Source organism: Corynebacterium macginleyi (assembly GCF_003688935.1).
Lineage (GTDB): Bacteria > Actinomycetota > Actinomycetes > Mycobacteriales > Mycobacteriaceae > Corynebacterium > Corynebacterium macginleyi.
Genome location: NZ_REGE01000014.1, coordinates 22,416 through 47,157, shown reverse-complemented (window position 1 = coordinate 47,157; position 24,742 = coordinate 22,416). Strand labels below are relative to the sequence as shown.

21 protein-coding genes are annotated in these 24,742 nt (G+C 58.3%); 7 read left to right on the top strand and 14 right to left on the bottom strand.

Annotated features, from left to right (window positions below; genetic code table 11):
- Positions 1-345 precede the first annotated feature (345 nt).
- From fbaA to D9V82_RS09190, 8 genes are all read right to left on the bottom strand, one after another.
- Entirely contained in the window at positions 346-1,380 is a 1,035-nt protein-coding gene (gene fbaA, locus D9V82_RS09225) for a class II fructose-bisphosphate aldolase (RefSeq protein WP_121912099.1), read from the bottom strand.
- A gap of 174 nt (positions 1,381-1,554) precedes the next feature.
- Positions 1,555-2,760: a glycoside hydrolase family 76 protein gene (locus tag D9V82_RS09220; RefSeq protein WP_121912098.1), complete on the bottom strand. Its 1,206-nt coding sequence runs from the start codon at positions 2,758-2,760 to the stop codon at positions 1,555-1,557.
- Between the two features lie 52 nt (positions 2,761-2,812).
- Entirely contained in the window at positions 2,813-3,514 is a 702-nt protein-coding gene (locus tag D9V82_RS09215) for a TrmH family RNA methyltransferase (protein WP_121912097.1), read from the bottom strand.
- A 4-nt stretch (positions 3,515-3,518) separates the two neighbouring features.
- The gene (gene pyrE, locus D9V82_RS09210; RefSeq protein ID WP_121912096.1) at positions 3,519-4,073 is read right to left on the bottom strand and encodes an orotate phosphoribosyltransferase; all 555 of its coding nucleotides are present in this window, start codon (positions 4,071-4,073) and stop codon (positions 3,519-3,521) included.
- Between the two features lie 87 nt (positions 4,074-4,160).
- A complete protein-coding gene (locus D9V82_RS09205) occupies positions 4,161-5,780 on the bottom strand; it encodes a type III secretion system chaperone family protein (RefSeq protein ID WP_239088608.1) in 1,620 nt (539 codons plus the stop codon).
- A gap of 73 nt (positions 5,781-5,853) precedes the next feature.
- Positions 5,854-6,711 (bottom strand): sulfurtransferase, encoded by an 858-nt coding sequence (locus D9V82_RS09200; RefSeq protein WP_121912094.1) that lies wholly within the window; start codon positions 6,709-6,711, stop codon positions 5,854-5,856.
- Between the two features lie 44 nt (positions 6,712-6,755).
- On the bottom strand, positions 6,756-9,311 hold the full coding sequence (gene clpB / locus D9V82_RS09195) for an ATP-dependent chaperone ClpB (protein WP_121912093.1): 2,556 nt from the start codon (positions 9,309-9,311) through the stop codon (positions 6,756-6,758).
- Between the two features lie 269 nt (positions 9,312-9,580).
- A complete protein-coding gene (locus tag D9V82_RS09190; RefSeq protein WP_121912092.1) occupies positions 9,581-10,957 on the bottom strand; it encodes a sodium/glutamate symporter in 1,377 nt (458 codons plus the stop codon).
- Between the two features lie 321 nt (positions 10,958-11,278).
- Here D9V82_RS09190 and D9V82_RS09185 point away from each other — a divergent pair, with 321 nt between their 5' ends.
- Positions 11,279-12,517 (top strand): FAD-binding oxidoreductase, encoded by a 1,239-nt coding sequence (locus tag D9V82_RS09185; RefSeq protein WP_121912091.1) that lies wholly within the window; start codon positions 11,279-11,281, stop codon positions 12,515-12,517.
- On the opposite strand, the gene D9V82_RS09180 is transcribed toward D9V82_RS09185, so the two are convergent.
- Positions 12,514-13,329: a carbon-nitrogen hydrolase family protein gene (locus tag D9V82_RS09180; protein ID WP_121912090.1), complete on the bottom strand. Its 816-nt coding sequence runs from the start codon at positions 13,327-13,329 to the stop codon at positions 12,514-12,516. The genes D9V82_RS09185 and D9V82_RS09180 overlap by 4 nt on opposite strands.
- Positions 13,330-13,420: 91 nt before the next feature.
- On the opposite strand from D9V82_RS09180, the gene D9V82_RS09175 reads away from it, so the two are divergent.
- Positions 13,421-13,684, top strand: a complete 264-nt coding sequence (locus D9V82_RS09175) for a hypothetical protein (RefSeq protein ID WP_121912089.1) — start codon at positions 13,421-13,423, stop codon at positions 13,682-13,684.
- Complete coding sequence (locus tag D9V82_RS09170; protein ID WP_121912088.1) at positions 13,681-14,859, top strand: alpha/beta hydrolase; 1,179 nt, start codon at positions 13,681-13,683, stop codon at positions 14,857-14,859. Before D9V82_RS09175 ends, D9V82_RS09170 begins: the two co-directional genes overlap by 4 nt.
- 59 nt (positions 14,860-14,918) lie before the next feature.
- Here D9V82_RS09170 and exaC read toward each other — a convergent pair whose 3' ends face one another.
- The 5 genes from exaC to dnaK form a co-directional block, all read right to left on the bottom strand.
- A complete protein-coding gene (gene exaC / locus D9V82_RS09165; protein ID WP_121912087.1) occupies positions 14,919-16,439 on the bottom strand; it encodes an acetaldehyde dehydrogenase ExaC in 1,521 nt (506 codons plus the stop codon).
- 320 nt (positions 16,440-16,759) lie between these two features.
- Positions 16,760-17,275, bottom strand: coding sequence for a heat shock protein transcriptional repressor HspR (locus D9V82_RS09160; protein ID WP_121912086.1), 516 nt, complete (start codon positions 17,273-17,275; stop codon positions 16,760-16,762).
- Between the two features lie 20 nt (positions 17,276-17,295).
- Complete coding sequence (gene dnaJ / locus D9V82_RS09155) at positions 17,296-18,501, bottom strand: molecular chaperone DnaJ (protein WP_121912085.1); 1,206 nt, start codon at positions 18,499-18,501, stop codon at positions 17,296-17,298.
- Between the two features lie 98 nt (positions 18,502-18,599).
- A complete protein-coding gene (gene grpE, locus D9V82_RS09150) occupies positions 18,600-19,322 on the bottom strand; it encodes a nucleotide exchange factor GrpE (RefSeq protein ID WP_121912084.1) in 723 nt (240 codons plus the stop codon).
- Positions 19,322-21,187: a molecular chaperone DnaK gene (dnaK, locus tag D9V82_RS09145; RefSeq protein ID WP_121912083.1), complete on the bottom strand. Its 1,866-nt coding sequence runs from the start codon at positions 21,185-21,187 to the stop codon at positions 19,322-19,324. The genes grpE and dnaK overlap by 1 nt, the downstream gene beginning before the upstream one ends.
- Before the next feature lie 472 nt (positions 21,188-21,659).
- Between dnaK and D9V82_RS09140 the strand changes: the two genes are divergently transcribed.
- The 4 genes from D9V82_RS09140 (at position 21,660) to D9V82_RS09130 (ending at position 24,219) form a co-directional block, all read left to right on the top strand.
- Positions 21,660-21,914 carry a hypothetical protein gene (locus D9V82_RS09140; RefSeq protein ID WP_239088609.1) on the top strand — a complete coding sequence of 85 codons (255 nt, stop codon included), beginning with the start codon at positions 21,660-21,662 and terminating at the stop codon, positions 21,912-21,914.
- A 271-nt stretch (positions 21,915-22,185) separates the two neighbouring features.
- Entirely contained in the window at positions 22,186-23,316 is a 1,131-nt protein-coding gene (locus D9V82_RS09135) for a sensor histidine kinase (protein ID WP_121912104.1), read from the top strand.
- A gap of 88 nt (positions 23,317-23,404) precedes the next feature.
- Entirely contained in the window at positions 23,405-23,560 is a 156-nt protein-coding gene (locus D9V82_RS12250) for a hypothetical protein (protein ID WP_167449772.1), read from the top strand.
- Positions 23,545-24,219, top strand: a complete 675-nt coding sequence (locus tag D9V82_RS09130) for a response regulator transcription factor (protein ID WP_121912081.1) — start codon at positions 23,545-23,547, stop codon at positions 24,217-24,219. Before D9V82_RS12250 ends, D9V82_RS09130 begins: the two co-directional genes overlap by 16 nt.
- The last annotated feature ends 523 nt before the right edge of the window (positions 24,220-24,742 follow it).

The window sequence follows — 24,742 nt, the reverse complement described above, 5'->3', positions numbered from 1 at the left end:
TTATAACACGCGCCGGCGGCACTCCTGGTGCAACCTTGTAGCCCCTGATGTCTTTGAAGCCGAGACTTCAGCTACATGGACCACAGCAGCATAGCTAGCCCCCGATGTGTCCACTTTTCGGGGGTCGGGCCCTCCTTTGCGGCCGGGCGTATCCAATGAGGGTTAAACGCCGACATTAACACCAAACTGTGTTGTTTAGCCCCCTAGACGGGGGCAAGTTACGAATCCTGGGTTGCCTCAAGCGGAACTGCTCACAACCTAATTGGAAGCGGCTGACTCGTGGCGTCTACTGCGCTTTCGCGCGTTGGACTCCAGCCCAGTATGAGTCTCTAGTCTAGGCTCGTCCTACTTGGCCGTGGTCTTGCCCACGGAGTGGAGGTCTTGGCATGCCTCAATGACGCGCTCGGACATACCCTGCTCTGCCTTCTTCAGGTAGGAGCGTGGGTCGTAGACCTTCTTGTTGCCTACCTCGCCGTCAATCTTGAACACACCGTCGTAGTTTTCCATCATGTGGCGAGCCACTGGGTTAGTAAACGCGTACTGGGTATCGGTGTCCACGTTCATCTTGATGACGCCGTAACGCAGTGCCTCTTCAATCTTTTCTTTCTCGGAGCCGGAACCGCCGTGGAAGACGAAGTCAAAGACGTATTCGCTCTCGCTGAGGCCCAGCTTCTTCTGTGCCACCTTCTGGCCCTCTAGCAGAACTTCGGGGCGCAGCTTCACGTTACCCGGCTTGTATACTCCGTGGACGTTGCCAAAAGTAGCGGCCAAAAGATAGCGGCCGTTCTCGCCGGTGCCCAGGGCATCGATGGTCTTTTCAAAGTCTTCCGGAGTCGTGTACAAGTTAGCGCCGGCCTTAGCCTCGACGCCGTCTTCTTCACCGCCGACAACACCGATCTCTGCCTCGAGAATGATGTGCGCCTTCTTGGCCTTTTCCAGAAGCTCCTGGGCAATGACCAAGTTTTCATCGATGGGAATAGCAGAGCCGTCCCACATGTGGGACTGGAAGAGGGGATTCTCGCCGCGGTCAACGCGCTCCTGGGAGATGGCCAGCAGCGGACGAACATAATCGTCCAGAACTTCCTTCTGGCAGTGGTCGGTGTGCAGTGCGATATTGACGCCGTAGTGCTTCGCAGCCTCGTGCGCGAATGCGGCTAGAGCGAGAGCACCTTTCACCTTGTTCTTGACTGCGAGGCCAGAGCCGAACTCTGCGCCACCGGTGGAGAATTGGATGATGCCGTCAGACTCTGCCTCAGCAAAGCCCTTCAGTGCTGCGTTGATCGTTTCAGACGAGGTGCAGTTGATCGCCGGTAGGGCGAAGCCGTTCTGCTTCGCGCTGTCCAGCATCTGGTTATACGCCTCAGGAGTTGCAATTGGCATAAAATTCCATCCTTAAAGTGGGATTGCGGTCAAACACGTTCCAACACCCAATTATGCCCACATTTCCGGAATCCTGTCGTAAATTTTGTGTGACATTTCCCGTCTTTACAGTCGCACTCTCAACACTGCCGCACCCCGTACGACAAACCCCGCACGAGGTGCTCAACAGCACGGTTAAGCGCGACCCTGCTGTTTATGCAGGTAGTGGGTCACCCGCGCACACGCCTCCAAAAGCATCCAGCCAGACAGCTGCACGGATAGGTCGCGCTCATCCACGCGAATGATGCCCATTTTCTCACCGACGGTCGTGTGCCCAAAGCCGTAGTTATGCGGTAGGCGGGCATCAGCAGTCCAATCAGAACCAAAGATTGGCAGGCCATCAACCTCAAGCCGGTGTTCCCACACGGATTCAGCGGAGGCTGTCACCATACGGGTCGCCAACTTTTTGGTGGCCCGGTTCGCGGGCGAGTCCCCAGGCAACCGCACGGCAACATCAGCAAGGTAGCGCATCAGGATCCCCTTGAACAGGCCGCCATCACCATCACCGGTTTCCCAGTCCACGACGCCGGAGGGAGTCGCCATCCCGGAGGCAATAGCTTGCACCAGGCCCCGGATTTTGATGATGTAGCTCATCATCTCAGATGCCAGTTCGGCCTCATAAACGCTATCGATCTGCTCCAGCTTGCCTATGCTGGACTCTTCCCGCATCGCCAACACAATCTCCAGACATGCCCCCAACATCACGCCTTGGCAATACGGGTGAACTTGCTTGACTATCTCAGGGCCATCCATGCGCATGCGCACGCCATCCATGATGAAGCCATCTTCATTGACCAAATTGTCGTAGACCCAGTCAACGATGCGGCGGGCTGTGGTGATATTTCCCATCCGCGCAAGCATGATAGCCCCCGGCCCGTTGGCTGGCACGTTCATGAAGTTCTCGCCATCGCGCCACGGCAATATGCCCAGTGAGTCATCGAGGCCTTCGTAAATATTGCGCTGCAAAGATGCCAATGCCTTAGGCGGTTTCATCTTCTTCACCTCGGCCACACGTCCCAGGGCGAGCGCAAGCCAGGCTTTGTCGTCGAAGTACTTATTATTGGTCAGCTGTGTCAGGTTTCGAATGCGGATCCCACGCGTGGTGTCAAGGATGCGCTGACGGCCGGCTTTGGTATTCTTCCGCTGTACCGCATCAACGAGACAATCAAGGTAGTGCGCCTGCCACCAGTAGTGCCAGTGCACGAGGAGTTTTTCTTTCGTGGTGGGCGGCCAGCTGACTATGGCGAGGTTAGTTCGCGGTAGGCCCCATACGGAATGCCCATGGCGCTCATCAATGGCGGTTTCCGCGAGTTCGGCGCGGTGGGCCCATTTTTCTTCCACTTTTCTTTATCACTCCTGTAGCAAGGTTTATTAAGTGTAGTGTAGCGCTCTCTTACCAGGAATTGTTCAGATCGGCGTGCTGCCGGATCCACGTATGCATGGCTATACCCGCGGCCACGCCGGCGTTGATGGAGCGCGTGGAGCCAAATTGCGCTATGGAGCAGGTCATTAAGGCAGCGTCTTGCGCGGCGGCGCTTACGCCGGGGCCTTCTTGCCCGAAGAGCAGCAGACTGCGTTCCGGTAGTTCGGCGGTTTCGAGGGGCACGCACCCGGGGGTGTTATCAATAGCTACGACGGTCAGGTTTTCCTCGGCCGCCCAGGCAATGAGTTTATTGACGCTCTCATGATGCCGCAGATGCTGATACCTATCTGTCACCATGGCGCCGCGACGATTCCACCGGCGCCGCCCAACAATGTGGACGGTATCGACGGCGAAGGCGTTGGCGGTGCGCACGACGGTGCCGATATTGGCGTCATTTTCAAAGTTCTCGATGGCAATATGCAGGCTATGCCGACGCTTATCGATGTCCCCCTTAATCGCCTCCCTCCGCCAATACCGATACGCGTCGACGACATTGCGCCGGTCACCCTCCCGCAGGAGCTCCGGATCGTATTTTTCCGCCTCTGGTCCCTGCGGCCAGGGCCCTTTCCAGGGCCCCACCCCGTGGCGGCCCTCATTCCATTCGGTCGGCCCCTTCGCCACCGCGGGCTCTTCGTGCTGCGCGGCTGGCTCCGCCTGGTGTGCCTGGTCCATCTCGTTACGCGAGTCCGAGATCATCCAAGCCAAGCAGGAAACGGTACTCCAGGCCCTCGGCGGAGATAACATCCTCGGCGCCGGTCGCGCGGTCAACGACAGTAGCCACGCCAACTACCTCTGCTCCGGCTTCCCGCAGCGCGGCGACAGCCGTGAGCGGCGAGTTGCCCGTCGTGGTGGTGTCTTCAACCACCAGCACCTTCTTACCGCTTACATCTGCTCCCTCTATGCGACGCTGCATGCCGTGCCTTTTGGATTCTTTGCGTACGACGAAGGCGTCAATATCACGGCCATTAGCATGCATGATAGAGGTCGCTACCGGATCGGCACCAAGGGTGAGTCCTCCCACGGCCGCATAATCCCAATCGGCGGTAAGCTCGCGAAGCAAAGAGCCAATGAGGCGGGAAGCTTCGTGCTGCAAAGTCGCACGGCGCAAATCCACGTAGTAATCGGCCTCTGCGCCCGAGGACAAAGTCACTTTACCGTGCACAACGGCAAGCTCTTTGACCAATTCCGCAAGACGCTTCTTCTTGTCTTCTTGCAGGTGCACTTCAGTCATCGCATTGCTCCTTCTATCGGGTACTTCTGTAGAGTCTTCGGCCTATGAGGAAAGCCCTGGCTATATGGGCCAACGCACCATTCTAGGCTACTCCCCCTCCTGTGACCCCGAGTCATCCCGGCGGTCTTTACCCCGTGCAGCGATCTGGCCAGTATCGTCCGGGGAGGCAGCATCGAGGCCGCCGTCAGATAAGCTACCGTGAGATTTATCAGAAGCATTGCCAAAGATAGAAGCCTCACCTAATTGCCGTCGCGGCAGGCGGGCGGTGCCTGAATCGGGGGTGGGGCGCTCATTGCCATCAGCAATAGCACCGACCTCGTCCGCCCCAATCGCCGTGTGCTCAACCATGCCGCGGGTCTGCGAGTACGTGCGCGACGGCATGTCCAGTGGTTCTTCCGGCCGCTGAATAACCGGCCGGGAAAATTCCGGCTCCCCCACCGGCCCTGTTCCCCCCAGCGCTTCGATCATCGGCGCGGCGGGAATGTCCCTGGCTGGATCCAGGTCCTCCAGGTCAAGGCCGCGTAGAGAGGAAGAACGGGGTGGAAGGACCCGGGAGGAATCAGCTAGCAACGCCAGGGGCGGGAGCATGGCCTCCCAATCCGCAGTGCGCGAATGCTTGGTGGTTTGTGCCAACACCCACTCGGTCTCTAACCACAGCGCCGAGACCACCTCTGGCATGCGCTGCAGCGCGATACGCACGCGATCATCGACCATCCGTTCCGTCACGCCGCGATCGGAGGAATAAACATCGAATCCCTCGATGCGCATGGCCAATAACAGGTCCTCGGACATCGCGGATTTCTGGCTGTCACAGCGCTGAAAATCCATGACCACATCTGATGCAGCCCCCGTACGCATTGCCATCACATTGACACCGTCGATATCCATCAGCAGCATTTCATGGCCGTATGCATTGCCGGCAACGATATTTTTCGGTGCGGCGCCGGAGGAGGCGACGCCCCGTGTCCATTCATCGACCAGATAGTGATCCGACTTCATATACTCAAAGCCCCGGGTTTCGGCCCAGTGCTTGCGCTCCCGACGAAGCGCACCCGGAATTAGCGGCCGCGGTCTGCCTACCGGCTTAGATTTCGTGTCTGTATCTAAGTGCGGAGCACAATCCTGGCCAGCTTCCCCGGTCGTGGCGGCGGTGTTTTTCTCAACGTCCGTGCCCGAAGGAGCCTGGGACTCGCTAGCGCGAGTGTGGTCGGCTACAGCCTCGGTATGGGCTCTATCAGCGTTGGCTCCATCGCCGCCGCTCCGCTCTGAATCGCTTGCAGTGCGATGATGTTCGTCTGAAGAGTTAGCGGAGGAAGAATCGGATTCAATATCGGGAGACGGCGAGTACTTCACCGCAAAACCAGAGTGGCCTTCAGCACGGTCTCCACCGTCAGCACCGGCTTGACCTTCAAGACCTGCACCCGCTTCGGTACCTGCGTGCGAAGGCGCGGCCCGCTCTTCCCGGTTGCCCCCATCTTCCCGGATTCGTGGGGTCGTCCCGCCCGGAGATTGTTCTGGCAGCGAACTATCGGATTCGCCCACGCCGGAGTCTTGCCGCTGGGTATCCGGACCGTACTGGGAGGTGGTGTCCTGCTGGGATGCGGTGTCTCGCCGGGCAGCGGAGGCGCGCTGCGTGCGGTCATAATACAGCAAAAAGCCACCGGCGATGCCGAGTACAAGCGCAAAAATCAGGAGTAAAGAAGCCATAATGTCCCGATAATAATAGGTACCGGCACCCCACGGTGCCGGTACCAGTCAGAGTCGGAGCGATTATGAGCGATTATTCGCTAATCGTGGTCCTGTCCCCGCGTTCCACCGGGTTGGCCGGGTCTGCTGACCACTGCGACCAACCACCAACATAGTGGCGCAGGCCGGTGAATCCGGCATTTTCCATCGCGGCGATTGCCAGCGCAGAGTGATTACCCGAACCGGAATAGATAATTGCATCCTGGGTGTTTTCCCGGGTCAATCCGGCAGCGGTCAACACGGCACGGATTTCATCGGGGGACTTCAAGGTGCGCACCCCATCGTTGTGGAAGAGGAGCTCAGGAATGTTGACCGCACCGGGGATGTGGCCCGCCTTCAAATCTAGGTTCTCGCGGCGGCCGGCAAAGCGGTTGCTTGAACGCGTATCGATGAGCACACCATCATGCGCGCGGACGTCATCGATCGTGGCGGTAGGCATCTGGCCGACAGTGACCTCAAACTTCGAGCCAACCGCGATAGTGCCTGGGCCCGTGAGGGTTTGAAAACCGTGCCCAAGCCAATTTTCCAGACCGCCATCGAGGATACGCACGTCCGTCAGGCCTGCCCACCGCAGCGTCCACCACGCGCGGCCAGCAAAAAGCCCGCGGCCCTCGTCATAGATCACCACTGGGCGGTTTTCCTCTATACCCCAAGAACGGATCCAGGCCTGCAGCTTGTCTTCATCAGGTAGCGGGTTGCGCCCATTACGCGAACCGGGAAGGCCAACAAAGGCCGCGCCGGCATCACCAAAAAGCGCGGTGGGAATGTGCTGGGAAGCAAAATCGATGAAGCTCTGACCCGTTTTGGGCTGCCAGTGGGTGCCCAGGAGGGTGAAACGATCGCCGTGGTAGATGGATTCTTTGAGTTCCTGCGGGGAAACTAAAATGCTCATGCCTTCCAGTCTAAAGGCATGAGCATTATTTTTCGCCCGGTAAATTAGCGAGCAGAGATATCCAGCTCCGCACCGCCATCGGCGACGTCGACGTGGACGGTATCACCATCGACAATATCACCGGCCAAAAGCTTTTTCGCCAGCTTGTCACCGATGGCCTGCTGGATGGTCCGGCGCAGCGGGCGGGCGCCATAAGCAGGGTCGTAGCCACGATCGGCCAACCAAGACTTGGCAGAATCGGATACCTGCAGAGTTAAACGGCGAGCCTCTAGACGCTCGGAAAGCCCGCGCAGCTGGATGTCCACGATGCCACGCAGCAGCTCCTCCGATAACGACTCGAACATCACCACATCATCAAGACGGTTGATGAACTCGGGCTTAAAGGCCCTCTTCACCGCCTCCATGGTCTCTTCCTTCGTGCCGCCGGCCCCCAGGTTGGAGGTCAAGATGATGACGGTATTGCGGAAATCGACGGTGCGACCCTGGCCATCAGTCAGCCGCCCCTCGTCCAAGACCTGGAGGAGCACGTCGAAGACATCCGGGTGGGCCTTTTCCACTTCATCAAAAAGCACGAGCGTATAAGGCCGACGCCGCACAGCCTCGGTGAGCTGGCCACCGGCTTCGTGACCCACATATCCCGGAGGGGCACCGACGAGCCGGGAGACGGAGTGCTTCTCGCCGTACTCGGACATATCGATGCGCACCATGGCGGATTCATCATCAAAGAGGAAGTCCGCCAGTGCCTTGGCCAACTCCGTCTTACCCACGCCGGTGGGGCCCAGGAAGAGGAAGGAGCCGGTCGGGCGGTTGGGGTCAGCCACGCCCGCGCGGGAGCGACGCACGGCATCGGAGACGGCGGTCACGGCCTCATGTTGGCCAACGACCCGCTTGCCCAATACCGATTCCATGTGCAGCAGCTTCTCGGTCTCGCCCTGCAGCATCTTGCCGGCGGGAATGCCAGTCCACGCGGAGACAACCTCAGCGATGGTATCCGGACTGACCTCCTCATCCAGCATGGTATTGCGCTGGGCGGCGGCCTTTTCTTCGGCTGCAACCAGTTCCTTTTCCAGCGGCGGGATCTTGCCGTAGTTGATCTCAGAGGCTAGGGCGAGATCACCATCACGCTCGGCAATTTCTGCTTGGCGGCGGAGATCATCCAGCTCCTCCTTAATATCCTGCACGTCATCGATGGACTTCTTCTCATTGGCCCAGCGCGCCTTGAGCTCACCCAGCTTTTCGCGCTGATCCGCAAGCTCGCCCTGCAAGACGGTCAGGCGATCTTTGGAGGCGGCATCGGATTCCTTCTTCAGCGCGAGCTCTTCAATCTCCATGCGGCGAACGATGCGCTCGAGCTCATCGATTTCCTGCGGCGAGGAGTCGATTTCCATGCGCAGGCGGGATCCAGCCTCATCGACGAGGTCGATGGCCTTATCCGGCAGAAAGCGGTTGGTAATGTAGCGATTCGATAGCTCCGCTGCCGCTACCAAAGCGGAGTCCATGATGCGCACGCCGTGGTGCACCTCGTAGCGCTCCTTGAGCCCACGCAAAATACCGATGGTGTCTTCCACGGATGGCTCTGCCGCATAGACCTGCTGGAAACGGCGCTCAAGAGCGGCATCTTTTTCGATGTACTTGCGGTACTCATCCAGCGTGGTGGCACCGACGAGACGCAGCTCGCCGCGAGCCAGCATGGGCTTAATCATGTTGCCGGCGTCCATGGAACCTTCGCCGGTAGCACCGGCGCCGACGATGGTGTGCAGCTCGTCGATGAAGGTGATGATTTCTCCCTCAGACTGCTTGATTTCATCCAGGACTGCCTTGAGGCGCTCTTCAAATTCGCCCCGAAACTTCGCACCAGCGACCATGGAGCCAAGGTCCAGGCTAATAAGCGTCTTACCCTTGAGGGACTCAGGGACATCACCAGCCACGATGCGGCGGGCTAGGCCCTCGACGATAGCTGTCTTGCCCACGCCCGGCTCACCAATGAGCACCGGGTTATTCTTCGTTCTGCGTGACAGCACCTGGACAACGCGGCGGATTTCCTGATCACGTCCGATAACCGGGTCAATCTTGCCTTCCCGCGCCCGTGCAGTGAGGTCGGTGGCATACTTTTCAAGGGCTTGGAACTGGTCCTCCGGGTTCTCCGAGGTCACTTTGGCCGCTCCGCGCACAGACGGGAAAGCGCCCTTGATGGCGTCGTAGGTGGCACCGCGTCCGGTAAGCAATTCGGCAGCGTCGGTCTTTGAACCGGCGATGGCAGCGAGGAGGACTTCGGTGGATACGAACTCATCCCCAAGCTCGCCCGCTAGTTCCTGCGACTTGGTCAGTACATTGAGACCATCCCGGTTGAATTGCGGGTTGGACATATTAGCGCCCTCGGCGCTGGGATAGGAATTAACCAGCTCGCGCGCTTCTTTCAGCACGGTATCCGGATCTACGCCGGTAGCCTTGAGTACCGGCGCGGCAATGCCGCCTTCCTGCCCAAGAATGGCCGCCAGCAGGTGCGCTGGCCTAATGTCCGGGTTGCCATTCGCGGAAGCGGTTTGCAGAGCTTCCTGCAATGCCTCTTGTGTTTTAGTGGTGGGGTTAAAAGAACTCATGTGTACGTTTCTCCTTCTAAGATTTATTCATCCATTTTAAGGATTCACTTGGTATAACGCCCTCAAAGTTGAGCCTATTCCACTCAACCCAAGTTTTTTTGAGTATACCCGGCTCAACTTCCCGGAGGTAGAGCCTTAGCACCACTTTGCCGCAATGCCGCACAATCCCCCATTGACATTCGGCCGGAGCGGACTGAGGTGCACGACAAAGCCGGGCTCCCCAATCTTTGTTGTGGGAGCCCGGCTTGTGCAGAGTGGAGTGGTGAAGGCTAGGTTTTTTGTTTCTGGCCCACGTGGCCAATGCCCTCCTTGAAAATCGTGCCGCGCGGCGGAAGCAAGCCCATAAATTTAAACGCCAGGTACACGCCGATGGAAATGGCCAACGAGACAGCACCGAACGCACCGGTAAATCCGTACATCACAGCCATTGGCGCGATGATAGTCCACGAAATCTCAAACGGACCGAAGCCGATATACGCCATGCCGTATTCAGATAGCGTGCCGGATTTCAGCTTCGGGTCAACGATCTTGAGCACGGCAATGCCGGTAGCCACGGTGGCCGTCGCCCAGCCCCAGCCGAAGATGCCACGCTCGATCCAGCGCTCGCCAAAGAACTCGGCAGGGAACCACATCAGGAAGAAGGTACAGAAGATGGTGCCCAGAACGAATAGGACAAGCAACGCCTGCCAGTAGGAAGCGATAGCGGCAGGCACAATGGCAGCCACGCCAAAGGCAATGAGATAGTCGGTAGCAGCACCGGAGATGGAGGATACAGAATCCTTATCCAGATAGTCTTCGGCACCAACAAAATTCATAATGGCGCGGAAGATGAGGCCGATAACCATGGACATCGCAAAGAGCGGGATCGACACATTGTCCCACATGCCAGAAATGCCCTTATTGACGCCGTAAGCCGTCACGACAGTCAGGACGATAAAACCAAAGTGCAGCGCGAGCGGCTCAATGGAAGAAGGGTTGGTGGTGGCGCGGCCAAGCGAAGGCCGCTCATCCAGGTTCTTGATATAGCCGCGACGAATTTCTTCCGGCAGCTCCTTAGGCACATAGGACACCTTGCCCTTGCGGATGCCCCAGTTACCAGCCATAACGCCACCAATAATTGCAGCCAGCGTGCCAACGGTCGCGGAGGTAAAGCCCAAAGACGCTGCCGCCTCAGCACCGACGCCCTCCAGCGCCCCACCCACAGCGGCGGCTGTGCCGAAGCCGCCGGTAAAGCCCACCGGCAGCATCATGCCGAACCAGTTGGGGGTATCAAAGACCGGGGCGAAAAAGAGCAAGCCCAGCACGATAAAAAGGCCCCACTGGCCGGTGAACATCATGGTGGAATAGCCCCACATATTGCGCGAACCCTTGCCCATGTTGCCGCCGACTTCCATGGAGTAGGCCATAGACGCAAAGACCACGGCAATGAGGATGGAGGTGTAGTCACCAAGGTTATCGGAGAAGTTGATCCACCCCAGCACGTTAGGCCCAACGAGCAGGCCGAGCAGGCCAGCGGTAATGGGGGCGGGCAGCAATAAGTCCTGGAAGATAAACTTCACGTTGTGGCGCAAAATATTGCCGATGACCATGAGTAAGGAAATCCAACCCACGTCCAGCATGAGCGTATAAGCGGAAAAATCTTCCATGGGAACCCTTTCTAGCTGTGTAGTTATGGCAGGCCGCTCACGTGCAGAGAGCATGCAGATAAAAAGTACATTACCCATCATGGAGTGAGCCACAACATACGATGGATTTTTCACCCCCGATGCAACCCGAGGGTGAAACGCTACCTCAACACCATCATCGGCGCGGGTCCGCGGCGTGCGCAATCCGCGCGCCGTGCGAGGCTATCAAGGTACTGGGTCGATGATGCAGCAGGGATAGAGTCGGCCACGCTCCCCGTCAACGGAAAGGCACAGGCCGTAAGTACACAGTAGAGACGGGCAAGCACACTAGGATGAAAAAGCATGTGGGAATTGGGCGAGCACTTCCGGAAGTACGCAGACGACTACCGCGACGCGGTGCATGAGCAGTTTTTCCTCACAGTGCCGGAGGCGCGGCAAGTCTTCTCCCTCTCTATGCAGGACACCCACCGGTCCATGGTGCACGCACTGGCGTGGGTCATTGAACACGCAGAACCCAGCACTAGCGGCGCCGGATCAGGGACCAGGGTTGGGGCCACCGTTCCTGCGGCCGTGCGGGAAAAAATCATGCAGCTCGGCCGCGATCACCGCAGACACGGCTTCCCGGCTGAGGTCTATGAGCGGTTCGAGGAAGCGCTCATTGCGAGCCTGCGGGCTTTGTCGCTTACGAGGTACCAATACGACTTTGCCTGCGCCGTCATCCACCAGGTGTGCGAGGACATGGCCGCCGCGGCGCGCGAGGCCGACCTGGCTGGGGAGGCACCGGCGTATTCGGGTCACGTCGTTGCGGTGGATCGTCCGACTCGCGATACCGCAGTCATTCGCGTTGAGGCGGGAATGCCCGCCGCGTTTGAACCGGGACAGTATTTCCCCGTCACCACCCAGTACCTTCCCGGGCAATGGCGCATGCTCACCCCCGCCCAGCCGAGCGATGCCACCGGCCAGTTGGTCTTCCACATCGCCGCGGTAGGCGAGGCTTCACGGTCGCTTGCACATACCAAGCCGGGCGATTGGTGGACTTTGGGTCGGCCCACCGGGTCCATCTGGCAAGACCTGCGCGAGCTGCGAGGCGGCACATTGGTCATCGTGGCCTATGGCACGGGCTGGGCGGCGGCACGGTGTTTGACGCTGGCGGCCCGCCAGGCAGTAGATGCTGGCGAGGAGGGTCTTGCAAAAGATCTGTCCCTGCAGATTTTTGCCGTTGCCGATAGCCCCGGCGCGCACTATGACACGCACTTCCAACAGAACCTGCAAGCCTTCTACCCCGATCTCAGCCTGCGCCGCATCATCCGGCAAGAAAACGACCCATGGCTGCTAGGGGCACAGCCGCTTGCCGATGCCGCCATCCATACCCTCTCCCCTGACCCGACCGATGTAGTAGTCAACGAGGTTGAGTTATCCACAGGCACGCCCACCTATTTTGCTCTCTTCGGCAGCGCCGAGGAGGTGGCGGAAGCGAGGAGGGGTCTGGAGAAAAAGGGCATAGACAAGCAGTGGATTTTTAGCCACAGCTGGAGCCGCGACCGAGAGTGGCTGCCGGAGGATTATGCGGCACAGTCTTAATGGCCCAGCTCTAGCACCGGCAGGTACCGGCGCGTCTTCGCTACTTCTTGTGGATCAATGTCGGCATAGAGAATCTCATCGTCGTAACCGGCCTCTGCCACGCGCACACCATTAGGATCGACAATGGTGGAGTGCCCAATCCCGGTCGGACCCGAAGTGGATCCGGCCTCCGCATTACCGCCCGGCCGGGATTGGCCAGCAGCAAGGATATAGCTAGTGGAATCCAGTGCTCGCGCCGCGGTAAGCAGGCGCCACTGCTCCAGCTTGCCAGGACCATCCGCCCAGCTCGTGGGCACGACAATGAGCTGCGCCCCCTCGCGCGCAAGGTCTTTGAACTGCTCAGGGAAGCGAATGTCGTAGCACACTACGACGCCGACGGTGAGGTCATCGACATCAAAAGTCACCAAGGATTCCCCGGGCTGCACCGTATCGGATTCGCAGTAGTCAAAGGCATCATAGGTGTGGATTTTCTCGTAGCCGCCCAGCACGCCCGGGCCTGCGATGAGCGCAGTATTGAAGACGCGGTTGATGGTCTTGTCTTCGCGCTCGATAGTATCGGCTGGGCAAAACATGCCGACGACGACGGTCACCCCTAGTTCCTCCGCCGCTTGCTGAATCGCGGTAGCGAACGGACCTTCGAGGTTCTGCGCCTGCTCATCCAGGCGGCCCGAGCGGAAATTCTGCGAGGTGGCCTCAGGCAGCACGATAAGGCGCGCGCCCGCCGCTGCGGCCGCGCGAATGTTATCCAGTGCGAGTTCTTGGTTGTCCTCGATTCTGCCGGTGGACGTCAATTGCACTGCTGCTACTTTCATAAGCCCCAACTTAGTGCAGCATCACCTAGTTATCCACAGGTTGGAATTTTTACGCTCGCGGCTCAACCCCACAGCGACCACGCTGGGGGCTATGACTTTCCTAGACATTCCTGAACACCTTTCCGCACATGTGCATACCTTGAGGGCGCGGCCGGTGGCGGCGTTGCCGGGGGCATCATTAAGCGTGGCCTCCCGAACGTCTATTGCCCTGCAACGCGCGGTGGCGCAGTGGTCTACCACGCAGCGGCGTAGCGATGCCACCATCTCCGAGCGCCTGCGTAGCCTCCACGACTTTATCGACCGCAGCCACGCGCTCGATTCCTCGCTCGCCGCGAGTTTGGAGCGACCGCGATGAATTTATCAACTGCTCTTCGCCACAGCGCCGCCCAACTCGCGGCGGATCACTCTGGCCTGCATACTCACTATGCCGACTCGCACAACGATTGGCGGTCTATACCGCTGGGTGGGCCCGCAGGCGTAGCTGCGCGGTCCGGGTTGGCCGAGGCTACGGAGTGGCTACGTAGCCCCCTAGAGGAGATGAAACAGGTCATTGAGGTGCTTAACCACCATGCGGATCTACAGGCCTGGCGCGAAGGGGTGGAGGCACGCATCATTTCCTTTTTGGGCAAACTCGATGAGTTTTCTGTTCCAGCCGCGCTGGCCGGTGGTGTGCTGCTGCGCGAGGTTCGCGAGCTGGGGGATGCCCTCGATTGGCTCTGCGCCCGAGAAATCGATGCTCTGTGCACGCCCACCGGGGTACAACCGCCGCAGCGGCTGGAGGATTTTGGCGATCTTCCCCTCGATACCATCCATGAGATTAACCTTGCCCAGGCCAGCGACCGCGTGGTGCAGCTGGCCGCGGATAATCCGGATATGCGCATCGTAGAAACGAGCCCCGGCCGGCTGGTGGCGCTGGTGGATCCGGAGAGCTTTCGCACCGAACCTGCCTGCGTAACCACGTTTGTCGAAGGAGTGCATTCCTCCGACCCCAGTACCTGGCAGCGCGCCATCGACCGTGGACGCGCTATTGCCTCCGCGAGCGGTGGCCCGGCCGCCGTCTGGTTGGGATACCAGGCTCCGTCGAGCCTGCCGCGGGCCGTACACGCCGATCCCGCGCGGGCAGCGGGGCAGGAGTTAGTGCGGTTTCAGCGGGGAATCGGTGCGCGGTATCCTGGCGCAAAGCGGACGGTGGTGGGCTATTCCTATGGCTCCGTTGTAACTGGATACGCGGCGCGCGAGGAGAACATCGCCTCCGATATCGTGCTGGTGGGAAGCCCCGGCACCAGCGCCCGGCATGCCAGCGAGCTGCACGGCACCGTGTGGGCGGCGACCAACGACAATGACCCCATCGCTATCGCGACGGGGCCACTGGGCGGCATCCACGGCCCGGATCCCACCACCCAGTCCTTTGGTGCTACTGCCCTCCCCGGCGCGGATGGCCTGCCCGGAGATCACAGCTCTTATTGGGAAGACCCTCAGTTCCTGCGCGGGCTAGGCAAGGTGGCTTCCCACAATTCCAGGCCGGAATAGCGCCTGGCTTGGCAGCACCGGACTAGGCAGCGCCACCCCTGACAAGGGCGGTTGTGGGGTCAGAATAGGCCTGCAGGGGTATCCGAGTACGAGACCAGCATGTTCTTCGTTTCCTGGTAGTGGCTGAGCATCATCAAGTGATTTTCCCGTCCCAGGCCGGACTCCTTATAGCCACCGAAGGCACGGTGCGCCGGGTAGTCGTGGTAGTGGTTGACCCACACGCGGCCGGCCTGAATATCGCGCCCGGCGCGGTAGCAAATGTTTTGCTGGCGCGACCACACGCCAGCACCTAAACCAAAGTTGGTGGTATTTGCGATCTCGATGGCCTCCTCGTAGTCCTTGAAGGTCGCTACGGAAAGCACCGGGCCGAAGATTTCCTCCTGGAAGATACGCATCTCATTGCTGCCCTTAAACACGGTGGGCTCAATGTAATAGCCGTTTTCGAGTCCTTCGAGCTTATTCACGTGGCCACCGATGAGCGTTTCCGCGCCTTCTGCCGGGCCGATCGTGAGGTATTCGGCGATCTTGTCCATCTGTTCCCGGGAGGCCTGGGCGCCCATCATGGTTTCGGTATCCAACGGATGGCCAATCTTAATCTTTTTAACGCGTTGGATGGCGAGCTCTAGAAACTTATCGGCAATATCCTCATGGACCAAGGCGCGCGACGGGCACGTGCAGACCTCACCTTGGTTCAGGGCAAACATGACGAATCCCTCAACACACTTATCCAGGTAAGAGTCATCTTCATCCATGATGTCTTTGAAGAAAATGGACGGCGACTTGCCGCCCAGCTCCAGGGTGACCGGGATGACCTTATCCGCAGCGGCTTTATTGATGAGCTTGCCTACCGGGGTGGATCCGGTAAACGCGATTTTGGCTATGCGGTCCGATCCTGTCAATGCTGCTCCAGCTTCCTCGCCCACGCCGTTAACAATATTGAGTACGCCGTCCGGGAGGAGGTCACCGATGATCTCCATGAGCAAGAGGATGGATGCGGGTGTCTGCTCTGCAGGTTTGAGCACGATGCAGTTTCCTGCGGCTAGCGCCGGTGCAATCTTCCACGCGGCCATGAGCAGCGGGAAATTCCAGGGGATGATTTGCCCGACAACGCCGAGCGGCTCGTGGAAGTGGTAGGCCACGGTGTCTTCGCTGATCTGGGATAGGCGGCCCTCCTGTGCGCGGATCGCACCCGCGAAGTAGCGGAAGTGATCAACGGCAAGCGGTATATCGGCAGCCAAGGTTTCGCGGACGGCCTTGCCGTTTTCCCAGGTCTCCGCCACAGCGATCTTTTCTAGGTTTTCTTCAATGCGGTCCGCGATACGATGCAGCAAAAGGGCGCGCTCTGCGGGAGTGGTCTTGCCAAAGGTAGTAAAGGCCTTTTCGGCGGCATCGATAGCGGCGTTGATATCGGCTTGCTTGCCGCGGGCCACCTGACAAAATACTTCGCCGGTCACGGGGCTGATGTTGTCCATGTATTCGCCATCGACTGGCGGAACCCACTTACCGCCGATGTAATTGTCATAGCGGCTGCGGTAGTTGACAATAGCCCCTTCGGTGCCGGGTTCCGCGTACAAAGTCATGATGGTGTTGTCCTCTCGTGTAGAAATATCATGTACAACCCTTGCCAGGTATGCCACACGTCACTATGGGAGTTTTACTATGTCATACCTCACTGGCTTTCCGCCATGGTAGTTCACTTTTTCACATTTCGCACCACATAGGGGTGGGAAATAAACATTTCTTCACGGTGCTAAGTCCGGATAAACCGGTGGGCCGCGCCCCGGTGGCTCAGGCCTTTGAGGCAGAGATAAACCCTCCATACCCTTAGCGGCACTACGCCGTTGCACAGGTATGGAGGGTGTAAGTTGAGGTTTCTCGTTCGCAGAACAAATCATATGGATTAACCACCGTGGTTTCGGCGATTCCTCTTGCGGTCGCGCGCTGTGCGCGGGCTCCACATCACCACGGAGGTAGACCGCGGGACGTGGACGAGCTCACTGCTGCGTTGGGAACGCCCGGGGGTGTGTGGGCTCTGCGCGTGGGGATTCTGCACCTGCGCGTGGGGGTTCTGCACCCCCACGCGCTGCCCGGCGGCGAGCTGATCGCGCAGGACACGGACTTCTTCGGCCAGCGCGTCGCGCTCGGCCTCAAGCTGGTCGCGTTCTTCAGTTAACTCGATGATGGATTTGATGCCGGCCAGGTTGACACCGTCGTCTTGCGAAAGTGCTTGAATCTTGCGGAGCAATTCAATATCGCGATCCGAATAACGGCGGCCTCCGCCCCGGGTGCGGGCTGGTGAGACCAAACCCATGCGGTCATAGGTACGCAGGGTTTGGGCATGCATCCCGGACAGCTCGGCCGCCACGGAAATGACGTAGACGGCGGTGCCGGAGCCTTGAGCTTTTCCAGTACTCATTGTGCGGTGCACCTCCTGCCTTAATTACTCTGCGCGCCGGCCCAGCCCGCGCGGGGATTAAAGCCGGAGTCTTTTTCGGCTTGCGCATAGGTGCGCAGGGCGCTGGACGCTGCAGCATCGAGCTTGGAAGGCACAGTAATGTGCACGCTCACCAAGAGGTCACCGGCCTTGCCCCCACGCTTGGCAATGCCGCGCCCACGTACACGCAAGGTGCGGCCATCTGGGGTACCGGCAGGGATCTTTACACGAACCGGGCTGTCCAAGGTGGGAACCGTTACGGTATCACCCAAGGCGAGCTCGGCAAACGAGACGGGGACGGTGATGTGAATATCATCGCCGTCGCGGGTAAAGACCTGGTCCGGCGTGACAGTGACCGCAACAAAGAGGTCACCAGCTGGGGTACCATTCGGGCCGGCCTCGCCTTGACCGGCGATGCGAACCTTTTGGCCGTCGATAACCCCAGCGGGGATGCGGACCGTAATATTACGGGTGCGGTGCACCGTTCCGGTGCCGTTGCAGTCCGCACACGGATCTGGGATGCGGCGGCCTGTACTATCGCACTCCTTGCACGGGGCGGAAAAGCCGAAAGCACCGCGGTTTTCTGAGGTATATCCGGTGCCATTGCAGGTACCGCACGTAGAGGTCTTGCCAGAGGAAGAACCCGAGCCATGGCACGTGGTACATGGCGCGTTCCCGCTTAAGGCCAGCGGGATGGTGGTCCCCTTAGCGGCCTCACGGAAATCGAGGGTTATTTCCGTTTCGACGTCGACCCCCCGCGACGGTTTAGCTGCGTGGCCAGCACTACCGCTGCGGTTGAAAACGCTACCGAAGATATCCCCCAAACCGCCGCCTTGAGACGCTCCTCCAGTGGCTCCTCCGAAGAGGTCCGAGAGGTCGAAGTCTTGCGCACCTTGTCCACCCATGTTCGGGGATCGAAACCCGCCGGGAAAGCCGGCGCCCCCATTCCGTCCGAAGCCGCCGCCAGTACGCAGCATGGCTTTGAACTGGTCGTATTCCTTGCGAGTGGAGGCATCAGAAAGCACATCGTAGGCCTCCGCAACCCGCTTGAACCGGTCCGCTGCCGCGGGATCATCAGGGTGGGTATCAGGGTGGTTATCGCGGGCAAGCTTGCGGTACGCGCGCTTGATTTCGCTGTGGTCTGCGGACGAGGAGACCCCCAGATCCGCATAATAATCTTTGTCTGCCCATTCGGGTTTAGCGCTCACTGGGCATCTCCTCCTTTCAAGAAGATTCGATTGTAGTTAGTAAAAAAGGCGCCAGGGGAAGGTGAATCAGTCAGTTCCCAAGGCGCCCTTGTCCCGGATTAATCGGCTTGTTCGGTGCCTTCCGAACTGCCGGAATCCTCACCGGGGTCCGCGATAATAACCAGCGCGTTGCGCACCAGCCTCTCACCTATGCGGTAGCCCTGGCGCAGCACGGTGCCAAGCACCTGCTCATCGCCGGAGGACAAATCCTGCACGGCCTCGTGCATCTCTGGGTCGAAGGGCTCGCCCTCCTGCCCAAAGGCGGTGAGGTTATGCTGCTCGAGGGCCTTGCGGAGCTTATCCGCAACCGCCTTGAGCGGGCCCTCCAAATCACCGTGCTGCTTGGCTAAATCGAGGTCATCAAGAACCGGCAGCAAATCACTTATGACCTTTGCCTTCGCGGTCTCGATAACGGATTGGCGGTCACGCTCAGTGCGGCGGCGGTAATTGGTGTATTCCGCATTCAAACGCTGGAGGTCTTCCGTGCGTTCTGCCAGCTGAGCTTCCACATCGTTAGCGGCAGCACCGGCGGAGATAGGCTCATCGCCCTCTGCCTCAGCTTCAACCTCACCGACGTTGACATCAGCCAGCGCGTCCTCAAGGTCAGCATCAAGGGTGGGATCCAACTGGGCTTCTTCGGCGGCATCGACCTGCGCGTCGTTGACAGCCTGTGCTTCCTCAGCCTCTTCGGCAGCAGCCTCAGCGCGGTCAGCCGAGGTAGCCTCCGGATCCGTGTATTTCGGGTCGCCTGGGTTTTGCGGCATTCCGCTGTCCTGAGTCATTACTTGTTGCCATCCTTGTTGTCGTCAGAGTTCTGCTCATCTTCGTCCACAACTTCAGCGTCGACCACGTTTGGGTCGCCCTGTGCAGTGCCGCCATCGGCAGCACCCTCAGCGGCGGCCTCTGCAGCCTGTGCCTCGTAGATCTGCTTGCCCATCTCTTGGGATTCGGTGGACAGCTTCTCTACGGCGGACTTGATGGCTTCGAGGTCATCGCCCTTGAGGGCCTCATCTACGGCGTCAGCAGCCTCGGTGACCTTGGTCTTGATGTCCTCAGAGACCTTATCCTCGTTGTCTTCCAAGAACTTGCGGGTCTGGTAGGAAGTGGACTCTGCACTATTGCGCAGCTCCTGCTCCTCGCGACGCTTCTTATCTTCCTCAGCGTGCTGCTCGGCATCCTTGACCATGCGGTCGATCTCTTCCTGGGAAAGGCCAGAGCCGTCCTGGATCTTAATGGTGTTTTCCTTACCGGTGCCCTTATCCTTGGCGGTCACGTGAACAATGCCGTTGGCGTCGATGTCGAAGGTGACCTCAATCTGGGGAACGCCGCGAGGTGCTGGTGCGATGCCGCCAAGCTCGAAGGAGCCCAACAGCTTATTGGCCGTAGCCATCTCGCGCTCACCCTGGAAGACCTGAATCTGCACAGAGGGCTGGTTATCTTCTGCAGTGGTGAAGGTTTCGGACTTCTTGGTGGGGATGGTGGTGTTGCGCTCGATGAGCTTAGTCATCACGCCGCCCTTGGTTTCAATGCCGAGGGAGAGCGGGGTGACATCAAGAAGCAGCACGTCCTTAACCTCACCGCGCAGCACACCTGCCTGGAGAGCAGCGCCGACCGCAACGACCTCATCCGGGTTGACGCCCTTATTCGGGTCCTTACCGGTCAGCTCCTTGACTAGCTCAGATACGGCCGGCATACGGGTGGAACCGCCGACCAGCACAACATGGTCGATATCGCCGACGGAGAGGTCCGCATCTTTGATGACCTGGTTGAACGGAGCCTTGGTGCGGTCCAGCAGATCCTGAGTAATCTTCTGGAATTCGGTGCGGTTTAAGGTCTCGTCCAAAAACAGTGGGTTCTTGTCGGAGTCAACGGTGATGTAGGGCAGATTGATATTGGCCTGCTGGGAGGAGGACAGCTCAATCTTTGCCTTTTCTGCAGCCTCGCGCAGACGCTGCACGGCGCGCTTATCCTTGGTTAGGTCAACACCCTGGGAGCTCTTAAAGCGATCTACCAACCAGTCAACAATGCGCTGGTCCCAGTCATCACCGCCCAAGCTGTTGTCACCTGCGGTAGCCATAACTTCAACGACGCCATCGCCGATTTCCAGCAGGGACACGTCGAAGGTGCCGCCGCCTAAGTCGAAGACCAGGATGGTCTGCTCTTGCTCGCCCTTTTCTAGGCCGTACGCAAGTGCAGCTGCGGTGGGCTCGTTAACAATGCGCAGGACGTTCAGGCCAGCAATCTGGCCAGCTTCCTTGGTGGCCTGGCGCTGCGCGTCCTCGAAGTATGCAGGGACGGTAATAACGGCGTCCGTAACATCTTCACCCAAGTAGGACTCTGCATCGCGCTTCAGCTTCATCAGCGTACGAGCGGAAATCTCCTGAGAGGTGTACTTCTTGTCATCGATGTTGACGGTCCAGTCAGTACCAATGTGACGCTTAACGGAGCGGATGGTGCGGTCCACGTTGGTCACGGCCTGGTTTTTGGCGGACTGACCAACCAAGATTTCGCCATTTTTAGCAAATGCCACCACAGAAGGCGTGGTGCGAGAGCCTTCAGAGTTAGCGATAACGGTGGACTCGCCACCTTCCAGTACGGAAACGACGGAATTCGTCGTACCAAGATCAATACCTACTGCGCGTCCCATGATTCATTCTCCTTCTTGTCGAATGCAGTTAATAAAGTTGATTGTCAGTGACTCAACTTCTCGTTGAGTCTGTGAGTTACTCTAACAGAAGTTACAAACTCGTTCATAAAATCTTGAGCCTGTGTCACTCAATCTTTATAACTTTCCACACTCACATCTTATTCCCGCCGGTACAAACTTCCTCAAAAAATTGTCTATTTTCCCAGCTCTTAGCCTCCAAGCCGGACCTCCCTCTTCCGCCCCACAAGAGCTAGTATTTTTCACAGCACACCCTGCCGGCACCACACGCTCACCCTGCCGGCACCACACGCTAATTAAAGAGTCATGACAAAGTGGCCAAAAGTTACCCCACAAAGGATCCAAAAGAGGCTTGGCAGGAGTAGCCAACTCGCACATACTGAAAACCACAGCAGCCACTGGTTGCTACCCAGAGAGATTGATTTGTAGTGTCACTCAGCCAACCCGAAAGGAAATGCCAATGATCGGTACCCTCGTAAACCTCAGCTCCTCCCTCGACTTCGAGGCAATCTTCAAGGCCATCAAGGGCGTTGCTCACCTGTCCTCCGAGTCGAACTCCGACTCCGCAGGCCTGTCCTCCGTATTCGACGGCCTGTCCTCCAAGGGCGGCGCTGACGCTGCTACCGACTCCGTAGCTACCGCTACCGAGACCGCAGCTGACGCTACCGAGACCGCAGCTGAGGCCACCGAGACCGCAGCTGAGGCTTAAGTAAACCTTCGCGTTTACACTCCTTCATGAAGACCGACTAAACCCCCGCACTTTATCCACGCAGGTTTTAAGCCTCGCACCGGAAGGTGCGGGGTTTAGTTGTTTTTCATTTATTGGTTTCCCGCTTTGAGGCCTTAAGCTAGGTGCACAACACCCCAAGCCCTCTCAAAACTATTCAGTACTATTCAGTCTGAGCACCACAGAAGCGCATACGACCGTGACTTTTACTCCTACCCCGCCGCATCCATTGCGTCACCGCCTTCGCGCGGCGATGACCCTACAGCGCACAGCAGCGCTGGTCGCCATCACGTGCTTAGCACTGACACTGTTCGCCGCATTTCTCACCCCTCCTCAACACCAACTTTCAGCGGCAATTATCGGGGTACTTTTGTCAGTGATCATTACCGCTGCCTATCGGTATCCAAAGACAATGGCGGTGGGTTTTCTAACAATTTGGATGAGTGCCATTCTTACCGTAGGAATTCCCTACGCCAGTTGCGTTTTCTTAGCCCCGGTATTCCTTGCCGTATTCGCTTTTCACAGCACCAAGTGGCAGTCGATTCTTCTCTGCGCGGCATTTTGGCTAGTAGGACTGGTAGATCCTGGTACGTTGCGACTGGTCTTCGCTCCAACACCTGCACTGGTCTGGGGAATTTTCTTGGTCATTAGCACCTTCATCGGCAGCTCACTCGCCCATTCCGCACGGCGCTATAAAACAGCCATGGTGGAGTGGAATAACGATGTCAAACGCCGACAGTCCGACCTAGCCGAAACCCTGCATAACTCCGTAATTTCCAGCCTGACCGTTAATACCATGCAACTAGAAGCGCTCAGTTTAGAATACGCCAGCACACCGGAACTTAGCCGCCGCCTCGATGAATTAAGCGATGCAATGCGCTCGTCGATGTCTGAAATACGCGCTTTAACTAAAGTCTTGCGCTCCAATATTGACGGAATCGATGACGAATTGAGTTTTAAACACGGGCCACGCCCTATCAGCCTTGCACAAGTGTTGGCTTGGGAAGAAAGTCAGTTGTCTAAGCTCAACCGCACTCCAATTATTAAGGTAAGCGGGGGAGATTTTTGCCCTCAGCTTCGTCCTTCTGTACTCGACTCAGTGGTAGCCATCACCAGGGAGGCCTGTCTCAACGCCGTCAAGTATTCGCCGCCTGGGGCGAAAATTACCGTATCGGCCCAACCGCACATGGGATGGACGCTGATGAGCATTCGCAACCCTATTGCCAAGCCAACGAGCACCACACCGGAGACTTCCTCCGGCATTGGTATTAATTCGATGACGCGCCTCGCGGCGACTATCGATGCCCGGCTTGAGGCCGGCCGCGTCGATGATCATTGGGAGCTCACGCTCGCACTGCCCCCGTCTGCGCATGAACAGCGTTAGTTGAGCCACCTCCGGTGGCAGTGCCACTATTCCTCTACTACACTTGCGTCTTATTCTCATAGTTCCGCTTTAATAAAGGAGTCGTGCCATGCAAACTGCCCTCGCTAGCGTCCTCGCACCTTTAATGCTGTCCACTTCTCTCTTTGGCGCAGACCTCACCCCCGGTGATCTTCCACAAAACACTAAGTACAAGACCTCGGCAGAACTCGTCTTTGGCTGCCCAGCTCCATGGTGCTTCAAGTAAAAACTTCACTGCTCTTAGTTGATGATGATCCACTGGTCATCGAGGCACTCGGCCACTATTTCGCTGCGGCCGAAGATATGGAAATCGTCGCCGTCGCAGACAATGGGAAAACCGCTCTACAGCAGCTAGAACAACACGATGTCGATGCCGTCATTGCCGATATCCATATGCCGGAGATGGACGGCACAGCGCTGCTGCGTGAGCTTAATGAGCTGCCCGATCCGCCAGTATTCATTGCCATGACCGCAATGGATAATGATGACACCCTAAGAGAAGTCCTATCTAACAAGGCGGCGGCCTATATTCTCAAAAGCTCGAAGCCGGCCTATATTGTGGATACGGTGCGCGAGGCAGTCCGCGGCGGCACGGTCGTAGCGCCCCAATCATTGACGCGTTTATTCCAACAGATGCCGGGGTGGAGCGAAAACGCTGCTCAATCCCCGTCGGCAATGTCCGCCTCTGAGCACCATATTTCGCCCGCCCAAGCGCAAATTCTCGATTTGGTGTGCGAGGGAAAATCCAACGAGGAGATAGCACACAGCACCCACTATGCTCCGGGAACGGTAAAAAAGTACGTTTCTAGCCTGTTGACCGAGTTTCACGCCAAGTCTCGTCTCGAGCTAGCAGTCAAGGCGCTCAAAGCGGGATACGGCACCTAGTTGCCTACCCGCGATTAGCACCTGCCCCTAAAAGGGTCTCACCCCCTTAAAACCCCACATGCTGGGGTTTTATTTTTCGCCCTTTTACCCCCACCGCACATTTTTCTAACGAGACTAGCATCACTATATCGACCACTCTATAATCAATTTCTCATACAAACACATAACATTTATCGGACATCGTGCGGCTGCATACAGCCGGACCTGCCCGAAAATCTCCATGCTAGGAACGGAACATGAAACCACCACGTGGCTTTGCTTTCCTTCCCCTAGCTCCACATCGCCACAGTGTAGAAAGCAGGTGAGTGTTGAACACAGACTTCGCACGCGTCCGCCCCCATAGCGACAGGCCCCCGGTCACCACTAGTGATCGCACGATGGTTTATTGATTCGCTTAGTTGTCCTTGCACCACCGAGGAGCGGCGCGCGCATTCCACGTGTTCCACTCATTGCCACACATGCGGCGCCACTACGCCGCGCCTAATTTCCCATTTCCATAGATTTACCAGTCACTTTCTGCCAC